The organism is Mariniplasma anaerobium (genome assembly GCF_016865445.1).
In the GTDB taxonomy this organism is placed as follows: Bacteria; Bacillota_I; Bacilli_A; order Acholeplasmatales; family Acholeplasmataceae; genus Mariniplasma; species Mariniplasma anaerobium.
Genome location: NZ_AP024412.1, coordinates 664,282 through 679,623 on the forward strand (window position 1 = coordinate 664,282; position 15,342 = coordinate 679,623).

Here is a 15,342-nt window from a genome sequence, read left to right on the forward strand (position 1 = left end):
ATAAAAAGACCTACAATTTGTAGGTCTTTTTTTTAGATTTTGATTTAGAGATTAATTTATTCTATGATTTAGCTGCATTTTTTTCAAATGCATCAAGATGATTCATAGATGCATCTCTTAATTTAACAAAAACTTCTTTAACATCATCTGGAAGATCATCTTGTTCTAAAAATAAATTATACATAGCGATATTAAGAATTTCAGCTTGAACTCCGATATCAAATGCCTCTTCTACACTACCAATTGAAATCAAATGACTATCTGATGTATCTTCTAATTCTGATAAGTTATAAGTATCAAAAAGTGGAAGTAATAAAGATATATGTGTTTCTTCACTTTTAATAATATTGCTAAATGGTCTAGTAATATCAAATGTTGATAATACGTAATCATATTCTGCACGAGCAGCATATTCATCTTGAAGTGCATAAATAAGCATTTCTTCAATTGTAAATGTTGTTTGATCAAGTGCGCTAACACTTCCATATGAATCATCATCTAGTTCTATAAATTCATCTGATAAATCGATAGTTTCTTGCATAGGAGATAGTGTATTAACTACAGAATCCTCTGATATAGTTTCACAGCCACTTAATAGAAGTAAGCTGAATAATAAGATTGTGCCAATAATAAATTGTTTCATAGTAAACCTGCTTTCATTTTTTAGTTACACTATATATACAATCAAACAAGCAAATTTATTGGCAAAATTTGAAATTTAGTTAAAAGAAATAACAAACTGACAAACATCATCTCCATCAAATAATGATTTAGATGTTTTAATGGATACATCCTTACCTGTGATATATGTCCATATATCAACATAAAAGCCGCCACCACAATTACAATATATAGAATCTAGGTCTGCACCATTTAACAAGTTTTCTCTAACTCGAGGGCAATGACAATAAAAATATTTTTTCTTTAATGGATCAGTTTCATTCATATATTGGTGAAACTTTGAAGGAATCTTAGTTGCGATGATTGTATCATCTTGTTGGATACCAGCAAGGCCCCAACCGTTTTCGATAATCATTTTAGCTTGTTTTTTTGAAAGGTTTTTATCAATGATGATATCTTTTAAAAAACTTAACTCAAGAGCTTCTCTAGTTTTTGATAATGACTGAGTATCACTATAGACTTTTTTGGCTTCATCAAGTTTATGATGCGGTATATGACAGGCATTATCGATAAATAGTTTTTGAATTTGTTCATCAACAGTTTCTTTCTTAAGCGTAGAAATCAGTGTTTTTGAGTATTCTATGGGGGAGTCGATTTCTATTTGACTTACTTTTTGACCAGTTTTTTTATTAACATATTGATCAATATGCTTTAATATTTTTTCTCTCCACATTTTTTCAAAATCATCCATGGTAATCTCCTTTAAATTCAGATTAGCTCATACAAAGATTAAAAACTATGTTAATTCAACGATAAGTGTATCAATATCTATTTCTTTATCAGGATCAATGCTATGGTAATACCATTTCTCATCTAAATCATTATAAATGATACTCCAATTAAAAGTAGATCTAATAACGACAGTAGACCCACTAATTGTTTCAAAAACAAATTGATATCCAGGCTCAATATCTAATCTTAATGCACTGCCAGAAGGTTTGTATAAGATATGCAAAACAAATGTATCCCAATCTTCCGGATCCAAACCAATATCAGTATACCGATAATCTCCCCATGTTCGTCCATAGCTACCTGTAGTAAGAAAATTTTCTTTAATATCATCTATAATCTCAGGTGCTATTTCTTCAAATGTATCACCATATGGAGATAAAGGTAGCGCGACATCGTTGATAAATATCTTAAATACTTTTAAGTCTGTATCCCAAATAAATTCACTGTTTTTGCTTTGTAAAATAGGTTGTTGTGACAGATATTGTTCATCTACTAGAAATGAAAGCATTTCATCAACAGATAAATCACTTTCTGATAAAGGATCATCAGGATGATCAACATCGTAATTACGTATAGCATAATTCACACTTTCAATAGTTCTTTGATCAGCTTTCAATCGTGTGTTTTCAAGTAGGTTACCTATCAAGACAATAGATACTAAGGCTATAATCCCTAATATGACAGTGACTGCTAATAATTCAATTAATGTAACTGCTTTTTTACTACGCATATTTATAACCTCGTAATTTTTATGATTTAATATTATCATAAATGCATGTTTCAAGCAATAAGAGTATGAATAATAAAGAACTCTTTTTCAAGTATCTTAGGGTAGCAACTAAGTTTTAACATGTAACTAGGGGTTCTTTTTTAAAATATTAATACCAAAAACATTTTTAAAGAACTATAACATTTGACAGATATTACAAAACATCTGTTTTTTAATTAGATTTAAAGAACATATTTGCACATGTAAAAATGATTAAAAATAAGATAATTATAAATAATATAATATGATTATAATATTGAAAAAAACAATTAAATGCTGGATAAATACTTTAGCATGCTGAAGTGTTTGGGCAAGGTACTTAAATTTTTAAAATTATTGAATAATTAAATGTAAAAAATATAAATTAATCACAAAATAACCTTGTATACTTAAATGAAATTAGTTATAATTAGATAGGTGCAATCGAAGAATTAATAAAAATTTTAATAAACAAGAAGGAGTGTCATATGTCAAAAAGAGTTTTGATTATTGGCGGCGTTGCTGGTGGAGCATCAGTAGCTGCTAGAGTTAGACGACTTGATGAACAAGCCGAAGTTACAATGTTTGAAAGAGGGCCATACGTTTCTTTTTCAAATTGTGCATTACCATTTTTCTTAAGTAGAATGGTGCCGCAAAGTGACGATTTAGTTTTAATGTGTCCAGAACAATTTGCTAAACAATATAATATTAATGCAAAAGTTCATAGTGAAGTCATTGATGTAAAACCTAATGAGCACAAAGTAGTTGTTAAGAATGTTTTAACTGGAGAAACCTATGAAGAAGAATACGATAAATTATTCTTTTCACCAGGAGCAAATCCAATTATGCCTAAATCAATTAAAGGCATAGATTCTAAACATGTATTTCCTGTAAGAAATGTTCCTGACATTGTTAAAATTGATAATTATATCCATGATAACAAAGTTACGGATGTTGCAGTTGTAGGTGGAGGATTTATCGGAATTGAAGTCATGGAAAATTTAACTCATGCTGGTATTAAGGTTTCCTTAATTGAAGCAGCTGATCAAATCATGACACCATATGATAAAGATATGGCTCAAATCCTACATAAAGAAATTATTGACAACAATGTAGATCTTATTGTAAGTGATGCATTAGCTGAAATCAAAGAAGATTGTGTTATAACAGCAAATGGTAAAAAAGTTAAAGCACAATTGGTTATTGTTGCAATTGGTGTAGTTCCAGAAGTAAGCTTAGCTAAAAAAATTGGTATTGAATTAGGTCAAACTGGTGGTATCAAAGTAGATCATAATTTTAGAACAAATATTAAAGATATTTATGCTGTTGGAGATGCGATTGAATATTATTGCTCATTAACACGTAGACCATCAAGACTTACATTAGCTGGACCTGCTCAAAGACAAGCAAGAAGTGCAGCAGATAATATGTATGGTAGAACTATACAAAATAAAGGTGGCATTGGCTCAAGTTGTGTAAAAATATTTGAACTTAATGCAGCAAATACTGGTCTTAATGAAAAACAATGTTTAGCAGCTGGTATTAAATATGATTATGTATATCTTATTCCAGGAGATAGTGTTGGTATTATACCTTCATCAAATCCACTACATGTAAAATTAGTATTTGAAGTTCCAACAGGAAAAATCTTAGGTTGCCAAGCTATTGGTAAAGGTAACGCTGACAAACGTGCAGATGTTATTGCAGCAATGATTACAATGGGTGGAACGCTTGATGATTTAAAAGAACTAGAATTATGTTATTCACCAATCTTCTCAACTGCAAAAGATCCACTAAATCATGCAGCTTTAGTTGCTTTAAATGTTATGAATGGAGAATTCAAACAAGTTAAAGTCTCTGAAGTCAGAGATATTTATGAAAATGGCGGATATATCATTGATGTTAGAGAACCTAACGAATATGCACAAGGTCATATTAAAAATGCAGTTAATATTCCAATGAGCCAATTTAGACAAAGATTAGATGAAATACCTAAGGATAAGGCAGTTTATGTACATTGCCGTTCAGCTCAAAGAAGTTATAATGTAGCTAGAGCACTTGGACAATTAGGATTTGATAATATTTATAATATTTCAGGATCTTATATGGGTATTTGTTATAATCAATATTTTGAAGATGTAACATTAAAGAGAACTAAAATTGTAACAGAATACAATTTTAAATAAAAAAAATAACACGGAGGAAGTATGAAAAGTTTAAGTAAAAAACAATTGATTGAAGCAGTTGTTGGATTTGCATTAATTTTACTAGTATTAGTGTTAGGCTTCACAGAAGTAGTTGCTGGTGGAGTATTTGTTAAATTATTAATTGGTTTAGGACTTGGTTATGCTTTAACAAGAGGCGATTATGGGTTCGCTGGTTTGTCAAACAGAGCATGTAGAACAGGTTCTACAAAACTATTAAGATCATTATTAGTAATGTTCGTTGTATCTGCAATGATCGTTGCTGCATTCTTATTAGGTGGAGCTTCACTAAGTTTATGGGTTAATCCAATTTCTTGGGGATTATTATTTGGTGGTATTTTATTTGGTGTTGGTATGGCATTTTCTAGTTGCTGTGCAACTGGTGTATTACAAGATGTACCTGTTGGATTTTCAAGAGCATTAATCACATTATTCTTCTTTGGAGTCGGCGTATTTTTAGGATTCCCTTTAATGACTACTGGTTTTGTTCAAACTTCAATATTTACAACTGCTAGTTACAATGGTGTTTGGTTTGTTGACTTATTCAGTAATGGTGGAGCTAATATGGGTGCTGGTATTATCGGCGCATTAATATTAACTGTTGTACTTGCTGTTGGTGTTGGCTTCTTAGCTAAATGGTATCAAAAGAAAGTTGCTAAAAACTTCCCAGCTCCAGTTGCTGAAGTTGTAGAAGAAGAAGGCACTGTATGGCACAGATATTTTGTTAAAAAATGGTCATTAACTCAAACTGCTTTAGTTATCGCAATTTTATTTGGATTATTATATGCAGTATCAAGTACTGGTTGGGGCGCTTCAACAGTTTATGGTAACTGGTTTGGAACAATCTTAGCTAAACTTGGTGTTAGTGTTAATGCTTTAGTTGAATTTACTGGAAGACCTGCAGGATCATTTACTACTAAATTATTTGAATCTTCATCTTATATGCAAAACATTGGTATTATCTTAGGAGCTTTTGTAGGACTATTATTATCAGGTAGATTTACAGAAATTTTCAAAGAAGGCTTAAAGATTAAACCAATGGAAATCTTATTATTTGCAGCTGGTGGTTTATTACTAGGTTTTGGTACTAGATTATCTCTAGGTTGTAATGTTGGTGCTTTATATACTCCAATTGCTAACTTCTCATTAGCTGGTTGGTTCTATTTATTCTTCTTATTCGGTGGCGGATACTTAGGAAATATGATAAGAAAAGCATTCTACAAAAAATTTGATAAATAAAAATTTCTAAGCATTATATAAATATTTAAAACCTTTTATCCTTGGATAAGAGGTTTTTTATAATATATTAGAAAACATATGGTAATTTTATCCTAAATCATATATAATAAATAAGAGTAATACATACAGTTAAGAAAATTTAAATTAAAAAAAATAAACCAAAATATAAGCGTATGAAGAGGTTTTTTTATAATTTAATTTATATATATATCAAATTGAGTTTGTGATAAGACTAAATTGAAAGGGAATTATACTTAAAAAAGTTAAATATTTTTTTTGTATATAAAAACTATGAAGTTTAAAAAAACTATTGTTTGGTTAACCATCATTTTAATATGGTTTATCATTACTATTCCACAACTTGGTATAGTAAGTCCTGTGGTTGTACCACCTCCACATAAAGTGTTTTTAGCATTCCTTGATTTCGTAGCAAACGGATATGGTAGTAAATCGTTTTGGAGTCATATAGCTGCGAGCTATGGACGATTATTTATAGCTATTATCTTTGCTGTTATTGTTGCAGTGCCTTTGGGTTTATTATGTGGATATATAAAGAAAATTGAAATTGTAGTGTCTACTATTGTTGATTTTGTAAGACCGCTACCTCCTTTAGCTTATTATATGGTTTTAATATTATGGTTAGGTATCGGAAACACATCGAAAATTGTCTTGTTATTTATCGCGGCATTTGCACCTGTATATATTGCATGTGTGCAAGCAGTCAAACTAGTTAAAACTGATTATATATTATCAGCACAAACATTAGGGGCAAATAAGATGCAATTATTTACAAATGTTGTATTTCCAGGAGCTCTACCTAATATATTCACAGGGATCAGAACTGCTACAGGAGTCGCATTTACGACATTAGTAAGTGCAGAAATGGTAGCTGCAATTTCTGGAGTTGGATGGGTTATCTTAGATGCGTCTAATAAACTTAATTCTAGAATTGTATTTGTTGGTATTATCATTATCGGTATTTCTGCAATTTTTATTGATAAATTTTTAAAATTAATAGAAGATAAAGTTGTATTTTGGAAAGGACAAAACTAATGAAAAAAATGTTTATGATCGGTTTATTATTTTTACTTGTAATATTAACAAGTTGTGGGGGAAGTAAAACAGAGGTTAATATTGGATTATTAAAAGTTCCTAATGACGCAATATTGGCTAAACAAATGGGATTATTTGAAGAAAAATATAATGCGCTTGGTTATGATGTAAATTATTACACTTTTGATTCAGGTGTTGATGCGAATAAAGCAATCGTATCAGGAGATATAGATTTTGCAACCATGGGAAACATCAATTCTCTAGTAGCTTTAGGTAGTAACTTAGATGCTGAGCTTATATGGATCCATGAAACCTTAGGAGATGTTGAAGCATTAGTTGTTAAGAATGATTCTGGTATTACTGAAGTTGAAGATTTAGTTGGTAAAAATGTTGCAACTACATTTGTTTCAACTGCTCATTATGTATTACTTAATGTTTTAAAAGAAGCTGGTATAGAAGATGAAGTTCAACTTCTTAATATGAAAACTAGTGAATTAGCTGCTGCATGGTTACGTGGTGACATTGACGCTGCATATACATGGCAACCTACTTTAGGAACTTTAATTGATAATGATGGATTTGTATTAGTTTCATCAGAAGATATGATTGAAAAAGGATATATGACTGCTAATGTTGAATTAGTTAGAAAATCGTTTGCTGAAGCCAATCCCGAGTTAGTAGAAGCGTATATACAATGTATGGATGAAGCTTATAAATATTTTCTGTCAAATCGTGCTGATGCACTTAGTATGCTAGCAAGTGAGTTAGATTTAACAGTAGATGAAATTGATGTTCAAGTTAGTGGATCAATATGGACAAGTTTAGCTGAAATGAACGACAATGAGTTTATAACTGGATATGTTGATACAATGTTTTCTCAATCAGAATTTTTACTTGATCAAGATTTTGTTAATCGAGTAATCACTAGAGCAGAAGTAGAAGCTTTTATAAATAACTCATATGCAATAGGAGTGAATAATGGAAACTTTATTAAAAATTAAAAATGTCGGTGTTGATTATGACTTAGATGATGACATTATTGGAGCAATCAATAATGTATCTTTAGATATACATGAAAATGAATTTGTTTGTATCTTAGGTCCATCTGGTTGCGGGAAATCTACTTTATTAAAAGCCATTGCTGGTTTTCTTATACCCAATGAAGGAGAAATCTTAATGAATGGCAAGAAGATTGAAGGTCCTGATCAATCTAGAGGTGTCGTCTTTCAAGAAACAAATTTGTTTCCTTGGTTTGACGTTAAAAAAAATGTCACCATGGGACCAAGACTTGCACATAAATCAGAAGAAGAAATTAACTTGATTTGCGATAAGTTTTTAGAACAAGTAGAACTAGAAGAGTATAAAGATTCAAAAGTTTTTGAATTATCTGGAGGTCAAAAACAGAGAGTTGCGATTGCTCGAACACTCGCAAATAATCCTCAAGTTATTCTTATGGATGAACCTTTTGGAGCTCTTGATAGTTTCACAAGAAAAAAAATGCAAACTATGATTAGAACTTTATGGGAAAAGAATAACTCAACTATATTTTTTGTAACGCATGATATTGATGAAGCATTACTATTAGGAACAAAAATATATGTCATGAGAAGAGGAGAACAAAGCATCGTTAAAGATTATGATATTGATTATACAAATCGATTGTTATTAAATCCTAAGGAACATGTCGTTGATGAAAAAATTTTTATAAAACTAAAAGAAGAGATATTATCTTTATTAGAAGAATAAAAAAAAGGGAATTTCCCTTTTTTTATTTATATATAAAGTTATACTTCAAACTTAACATGTGTTAATGTTTCTGAAAGATTCCATAATGTTTTTGCATCATTGATATTGTGAGATCTTTTACTTGATTTGACTATTACTGGACGGCCCTTCATTCCAGTGAGTCCACTAGGTCCATAATATTGACCACTTTGAGCATTTTCATCTAATGCAGCTCTAACTTCTGGTAAGCAGCCTAAGTGTGGCGGTTGCCCAAATCTAAGTGCGAATTTTAAAAATGGATTACTGCTATTTTTACCTTGAATATGGCGCCCTAGATTTGTAGATGATACACCAGGATGAGCTGCTAATACCTTGATATCATACCCTTTTTCTTTTATTTTTCTATCTAGTTCATAAGTAAACAATAAATTTGATAATTTAGATTTAGCATATGATTTCATTTTTTTATATCCACCTTTTTCAAAAAGGTAATTATCAAAATCCATCTTACCTTGTCTATGTGCAAGACTTGAAACGTTGACGATTCTAGAAGCTTTCGTTTGTTTAATCACATCAAATAACTGAGCAGTTAATGCAAAATGGCCTAAATGATTAACACCATTTTGTATTTCAAATCCGTCAGTCGTTTTTCCATAAGGTATGGTCATAACTCCTGCATTATTCAATAAGATGTCTAATTGATCATATTTATTTTTGAAATCTTTAGCAAAAGCTTTTATGCTTTTTAAACTACCCAAATCAAGATCCATAGGCACTAGCTTTGCGTTTTTATTTTCCTTGAGTATTAAATCTCTAGCCTCATTAGCTCTTTCAATTGAACGACAAGCCATAATGATAGTAGCACCTTTAGATGCAAAAATCTTAGTTGCCTCTAGTCCTAAACCACTATTAGCACCTGTTACGATAATGATTTTTTTATTTAAATCTTTAATTTCAGTTATATTAAAATCAATGTTTTTCATAATTTCTCCTTAAATAAATATACTAAAGTAATTGTATGCTTTCCTTAATAGAATATCAAGGGTCATGCAAAAAAAAATATATTAACTTACTTATAATCGATCATAAGTCTAGTGATAAGTAATTTTGATTATGTTATATACAAAAATTAAATAGAATTGAAATACTTTATTTTTTAAATAAACAAGATTAAAACAACTGTTATTATGGTAAAATAAATATACAACTAGTATATAAATACAATTAAATAAACAATTCAGGTACTTTATTTTTTTAATAAGTTAGGTTATTTAAGCATTTGATAAAGACTACATAAAAATGCATTTTTAATTAAAAGGAGATAGATTATGAACAAAAGTTTTTATAAAGATATCCTTTACCAATCACCAATTGGCTATGCTTACCATGAAATTATTTTAGATGACACTGGAAACCCTTGTGATTATAGGTTTATTGAAGTTAATTCAGCTTTTGAGTCTTTCACAGGTCTTTTAAGTAAGAACATTATTGGAAAAACTGTATTAGAAGTTATTCCTAACATTACTAAAGATAAATTTGAATGGATTTCATTTTATGGAGATATAGCTTTAAATAATAAATTAGAAACATTTGAGTCTTATTCTGAACCATTAAAAAAGTGGTATAAAATAGAAGCTTTTTCTCCAAAAAAAGGCTTTTTTATAACTGTTTTCACAGATATTACTAGTAAAGTAAAACAAGAGAAAGACTTCTCAAAATTAGAGAATGTTTTTGCTAATGTTATTCAAAACGCTCCTATACCAATTATGATACATCGCAGTGATGGAGCTGTTTTAAATATAAGTGATGCATGGGAAAACTTATCAGGTTATAAATATAATGATATTTCAACAGTAGATAAATGGACCAAAGCAGCTTATGGGACAAAGCATAATGATGTAAAAAATTTTATCAATAAATTATATAACTTAAATGAATCTCAGCATGATGGAGAGTTTTTAATTAACACCAAAGATCATAAGCAATTATTGTGGGATTTTTATTCAGCATATATAGGTGAAACTGCTGATAATCGTAAACTGGCAATGAGTGTTGCTATTGATGTTACTGAAGAGAAAAATGCTATTCAAGCGTTAGTTAAAGAAAGATTACTACTTGAAGCAACATTACTTTCTGTAGGTGATGGTGTCATTTGTACAAATCAAATTGGAGAAATCACTTTAATTAATAAAATTGCTGAAAATTTAACTGGTTGGACAAAAAAAGATGCTTTAGGTAGAAAAATTGAAGACGTATTTACTATATTTAACGAACTAACCGGTGTAGCAAGTGAAAATATTGTTAGAAAAGTAATCGAAAAAGGAACTATTCATCAATTAGCAAATCATACAGTTTTAAGATCAAAAGATGGAAAAGAACGTCCTATTGCTGATAGTGCTGCACCTATTATATTAAGTAGTGGAGAAGTAATTGGAGCAGTTTTAGTTTTTAGAGATTATACTGAAAAATATAGATCGCAAAATGAAATAGAAAACTTAGTGGAAGAACTTAAACATACACATATCTTATTAGATGCAAGTCTTAATAGTCCAGTAGATATGATTATATTATCTCTTGATAAAGATTATAATTATTTATTCTTTAATGAGGCTCATAGACAATCAATGATATATTCTTATAATGCGCATATTAAAATAGGAGACTGCCTATTTGACTTTATGACTTCAGAAGAGGATATCAAAAAAGCTAAATTAAATTATGATAAAGCCTTGTTTGGTACATCTCATATGACGGTTGAAAAATTTGGTGATGTAGAAATTAATACTTTTGAAACGATCTATAGTCCAATTAAAGATGAAAAAGGTACTATAATAGGCGTTACAGCATATGCGAAAAACATTACAGAGAGAGTCAATAGAATAAGACAAATACAAGATAGCAATGATAATTATAAATTAATTCTAAATTCTACAACTGATGGGATGTATGGTGTAGATTTAAACAATAAATGTACATTTGTCAACAAAAGTTTTTTAAGATTATTAGGTTATGAAAAAGAAGATTTCTTTTTAGGAAAAAACATACATAATACAATCCACCATCATTATTCTAATGGAACAAAATATCCAGAGGATGAATGTGATGTTGAACACGCAGTTTTAATAGGAGAAAAAGGAAATATAGGCGAAAGTGTATTATGGAAAAAAGATGGCTCTAAATTACATGTTGAATTTACAGCAAACCCACAATTTAAAGATGGAAAACTCATAGGTGCTGTGGTAAATTTTAGAGATATATCAGAAAGACTAAGAGATGAAAAAGCATTAAAAAATGAAAAAGAATTGGCTCAAGAGTATTTAAATATTGCCGGAGTTATGATTTTAGTTTTAGATCAAAATGGAAGAGTTACACTTATTAATAAAAAAGGGTGTGAACTATTAGGAGCAAATGAAAAAGACATACTTGGGAAAAATTGGTTTGACAATTTTATACCTAAAAATCAAATAAAAGATGTAAAAAAAATATTTAAAAGCATATTTATTGAATCAAGCAATTTTGTTAGTAGATATGAAAATTCAATTATAAATGTTAAAGGCGAACAAAGAGATATTTTATGGAATAATTCAATGTTATTTAACTCAGAAGGTAAAATCATTGGTGTTTTAAGTTCTGGAGAAGATATTACAGAAATGAACATCACGCTTGATGAACTAAAAGATAGCGAGAAAAGATTTAGAAATTTATTTGAAAAAGCCCCATTCGGATATCAATCTTTAGATGCTAACGGATGTTTTTTAGAGGTTAATCAAAAATGGGTAGAAATTTTTGGGTATAAAAAAGCAGAAGTCATTGGTAAATCTTTTGGTGATCTATTAGTCCCTAATTATAAAAGAATGTTTGGAAAGAAATTTAATACATTTAAAAAGAATGGTACAATTCATTCTGAATTTATGATGTTGACAAAAGAAGGTAAACAAATTGAAGTTGGATTTGATGGTAATATCGCATATAATAAAAATAATAAATTTCAACAAACCCATTGCACAGTAAGTGATATTACAGAAATAAATATCGCAAATAGTAAATTAAGAGAAAGCGAAATGAGATATCGTCAGCTTGTAAATAACTTAGATGCTGGTATTGTCATCCATGCACCTGATTCAACTATTATTTCTTTCAATAAGCGAGCTGAAGAATTGTTAGTTTTAGGACATGATGAGTTAAACGGAAAGAAAGCAACATCAAATAAATTTCATTTCACAGATTCGAAGTCTAATAAATTAAATAAAGAATTATATCCGATTAATATTATTTTAGAAACTAAACAGCCTCTTAAAGATTATATTATAGGAATTAAACATATTCTTAATAATACGCTGACGTGGGTTTCAGTTAATGGAGTGCCTATTTTTAATGATAATCATAGTCTTATCGAGGTAGTTATTAGTTTTACAGACATTTCACTTGAAAAGATTAAACAAGATGAAATCACTTATTTAAGTAATCATGATTATTTAACAGGGTTATATAATCGTCGTTATTTTTCTGAGTCGTATCATGCTTTAAATCATGAGCAATATTATCCTTTAGGTATTATGATGATAGATGTTAATGGATTAAAAATTATAAATGATGCTTATGGACATAATATTGGAGATATTGTATTAAAGAAAGTTTCAGAAATTTTATTTAAATCGAGTAGAAAAGAAGATATCATCTGTCGAATAGGTGGAGATGAATTTGCAATTGTTTTTCCAAATATAAAACAAGATAAATTAGAAGATATTAAACAAACCATAAAAGAAAATGCTAAAAATATAAAAGTTCGAAATGTAGCTTTATCTCTTGCTATAGGCTCGGAATTAAAAAGTGATTCAAATCAAAATGATCTTGATAAAATTTTAAAATTAGCCGAAAACAATATGTATAGACATAAAATTACTGAAGGCGCGAGTATGAGAAATAAGGCAATTAAAGCTATTTTAAGAACTTTAACTGATAAGTATACTGAAGAGAGAATTCATTCTAAAAAAGTTAGTCGGTTATGTAAAAAAATGGGAGAGGTTTTAAAACTCAAAGAAGAAGATATTAAAGAGTTAGAACAAGCTGGTATGTATCATGATATAGGAAAGATTTCAATACCTGATGCTATTTTAAATAAGCCTGGCAGATTAACTAAAGAAGAATTTGAAGTTATTAAAACACATCCTGAAATATCTTACCAAATTTTAAGAGCTGCTGATGAGTATTCTGATCTTGCAATTCATGCACTTCATCATCATGAGAGATGGGATGGAAAAGGATATCCTAGCGGTAAAAAAGGTCTTGACATTCCGATGTTTTCTAGAATTATATGTATCATAGATGCATATGAAGCAATGACAGCTGTAAGAGTTTATAAAGATAAAATGTCACAGAGAGAAACAGTTGAAGAAATCATAAGATGTTCAGGATCTCAATTTGATGAAAGTTTAGCAAAAACATTCGTAGAAAAGGTTTTAAAAGAAGAATGGAAAATATTAAACGTGTAATTAACAACATTATTTAGAGGCAGGAGGGTAGGTATGAGAATAACAAAAAGAGTTTTTACTGATTTAGCAATCTATATGATGGGATTTGGAGTAATAATTGGAGTCATATTTCTTATATTTATAGAACTAATTGGTATCCCTTCAGAATATATTGACACTGTATTTATCATGTCTTGCTTGTCTGCAGGTCTATTTGTTGGATTAATTAACATATTTATTGTGCGAGGTGTTGTCGGGAAAAGATTAAAAATTCTATCTGATAGCATGACCTATGTAAATAAAAATCTACATAATGCTAGTGAATTAAGTGATAGTGAATGCATGGGTAAATGTATGATTACAGTTGATAGCCAGGATGTTATTGGTGAAGCTAGTGAATCCTTTAATGAATTAGTTAAATCGTTTTTGACTATCTTAAAAAGCGAATCATCAATTAGAAATTTCACTGAAATATTCACTAATGAATTAGACTTAGAAAAATTATCTGAAAAAGCATTAGAACATTTGATTGGCTATTCCGAATCTTCTGCTGGAGTTGTACTTATTGACAAAGGTGGAGAAATCGAAGTCTCTAGTTCACATTTAATAAAAAATCCTGAAGACTTAACTAATCTTGAAGTTATTCATAAATGTTTTTCTTCTAGGAAGCGTATATTGTTTGATTTATCAGAAGATGTTATCATTGAAGCAGGTCTTGTAGATTTTAAACCAAAAGCTATTTTAGTTGAACCAGTCATCTATAAAAATAATGTATTAGGGGTTATTTTACTTGCTTCATTAAAAGCATATGATAAGCAAGTACTAGATGAACTCAGTGTATATACACATGGATTATCATTAGGTATGCATAATGCAATTATTCATGATAAATTAGAAAAATTAGCTATCCTAGATCCTTTAACAAAGACATATAACCGTAGATTTGGTATGGATAGATTAAAAGAAGAGTTTGCTAGATCTGTTCGCACAGTTAATCCATTAGGTATTTTAATGTTAGATATCGATTTCTTTAAAAAAGTTAATGATACCTATGGTCATATTGTTGGAGATCAAGTGTTAATTAATATTTCTAGTATTATCAAAGATAATATCCGTAAAGGAGATATTTTAGTTAGATATGGTGGAGAAGAATTTCTTGCTATTCTACCAGGAGCATCAATCGAAGGTTTGAAAAGGGTCTCTGAGAAGATTAGAAGATATGTTGAAGAGCATACTGTACAATATAATAATCAAAATATTAATGTAACAATATCAATTGGCGGTACTAGTTATCCTGAATTTGATATTGATGACATTGAAAAATTAGTAGAACAAGCTGATACTAATTTATATTTTTCAAAAGAAAACGGAAGAAATAAAGCGACTATAAAATAGACATTAATTTGTCTATTTTTTTTGACAAAGAGTACAAAAAAAGTAGACACTTTTATAATAAATGTCTACTTTCTTATATTTAAATAAAATGACT

Annotated in this window: 11 protein-coding genes; 7 read left to right on the forward strand and 4 right to left on the reverse strand. The window is 29.4% G+C overall.

What is annotated here, in order from left to right; translation table 11 throughout:
- Window positions 1-61: 61 nt before the first annotated feature.
- From MPAN_RS03250 to MPAN_RS03260, 3 genes are all read right to left on the reverse strand, one after another.
- Window positions 62-643, reverse strand: a complete 582-nt coding sequence (locus MPAN_RS03250) for a ferritin-like domain-containing protein (protein ID WP_176238583.1) — start codon at window positions 641-643, stop codon at window positions 62-64.
- A 75-nt stretch (window positions 644-718) separates the two neighbouring features.
- Window positions 719-1,372: a hypothetical protein gene (locus tag MPAN_RS03255; RefSeq protein WP_176238584.1), complete on the reverse strand. Its 654-nt coding sequence runs from the start codon at window positions 1,370-1,372 to the stop codon at window positions 719-721.
- A gap of 45 nt (window positions 1,373-1,417) precedes the next feature.
- Entirely contained in the window at window positions 1,418-2,143 is a 726-nt protein-coding gene (locus tag MPAN_RS03260; protein ID WP_176238585.1) for a type II secretion system protein, read from the reverse strand.
- Between the two features lie 506 nt (window positions 2,144-2,649).
- Here MPAN_RS03260 and MPAN_RS03265 point away from each other — a divergent pair.
- The 5 genes from MPAN_RS03265 (at window position 2,650) to MPAN_RS03285 (ending at window position 8,403) form a co-directional block, all read left to right on the forward strand.
- Window positions 2,650-4,347: an FAD-dependent oxidoreductase gene (locus tag MPAN_RS03265; RefSeq protein ID WP_176238586.1), complete on the forward strand. Its 1,698-nt coding sequence runs from the start codon at window positions 2,650-2,652 to the stop codon at window positions 4,345-4,347.
- Between the two features lie 21 nt (window positions 4,348-4,368).
- Window positions 4,369-5,604 carry a YeeE/YedE family protein gene (locus tag MPAN_RS03270; protein ID WP_176238587.1) on the forward strand — a complete coding sequence of 412 codons (1,236 nt, stop codon included), beginning with the start codon at window positions 4,369-4,371 and terminating at the stop codon, window positions 5,602-5,604.
- Window positions 5,605-5,895: 291 nt separating this feature from the next.
- Window positions 5,896-6,657, forward strand: coding sequence for an ABC transporter permease (locus MPAN_RS03275; protein WP_176238588.1), 762 nt, complete (start codon window positions 5,896-5,898; stop codon window positions 6,655-6,657).
- A complete protein-coding gene (locus MPAN_RS03280; RefSeq protein WP_176238589.1) occupies window positions 6,657-7,658 on the forward strand; it encodes a taurine ABC transporter substrate-binding protein in 1,002 nt (333 codons plus the stop codon). Before MPAN_RS03275 ends, MPAN_RS03280 begins: the two co-directional genes overlap by 1 nt.
- Window positions 7,636-8,403 carry an ABC transporter ATP-binding protein gene (locus MPAN_RS03285; protein ID WP_176238590.1) on the forward strand — a complete coding sequence of 256 codons (768 nt, stop codon included), beginning with the start codon at window positions 7,636-7,638 and terminating at the stop codon, window positions 8,401-8,403. The genes MPAN_RS03280 and MPAN_RS03285 overlap by 23 nt, the downstream gene beginning before the upstream one ends.
- Window positions 8,404-8,441: 38 nt before the next feature.
- On the opposite strand, the gene MPAN_RS03290 is transcribed toward MPAN_RS03285, so the two are convergent.
- Window positions 8,442-9,365, reverse strand: coding sequence for an oxidoreductase (locus tag MPAN_RS03290; RefSeq protein ID WP_176238591.1), 924 nt, complete (start codon window positions 9,363-9,365; stop codon window positions 8,442-8,444).
- 345 nt (window positions 9,366-9,710) lie between these two features.
- Here MPAN_RS03290 and MPAN_RS03295 point away from each other — a divergent pair, with 345 nt between their 5' ends.
- Window positions 9,711-13,874 (forward strand): PAS domain S-box protein, encoded by a 4,164-nt coding sequence (locus MPAN_RS03295; protein ID WP_176238592.1) that lies wholly within the window; start codon window positions 9,711-9,713, stop codon window positions 13,872-13,874.
- Window positions 13,875-13,907: 33 nt separating this feature from the next.
- The gene (locus tag MPAN_RS03300) at window positions 13,908-15,248 is read left to right on the forward strand and encodes a sensor domain-containing diguanylate cyclase (protein WP_176238593.1); all 1,341 of its coding nucleotides are present in this window, start codon (window positions 13,908-13,910) and stop codon (window positions 15,246-15,248) included.
- Window positions 15,249-15,342: the final 94 nt, after the last annotated feature.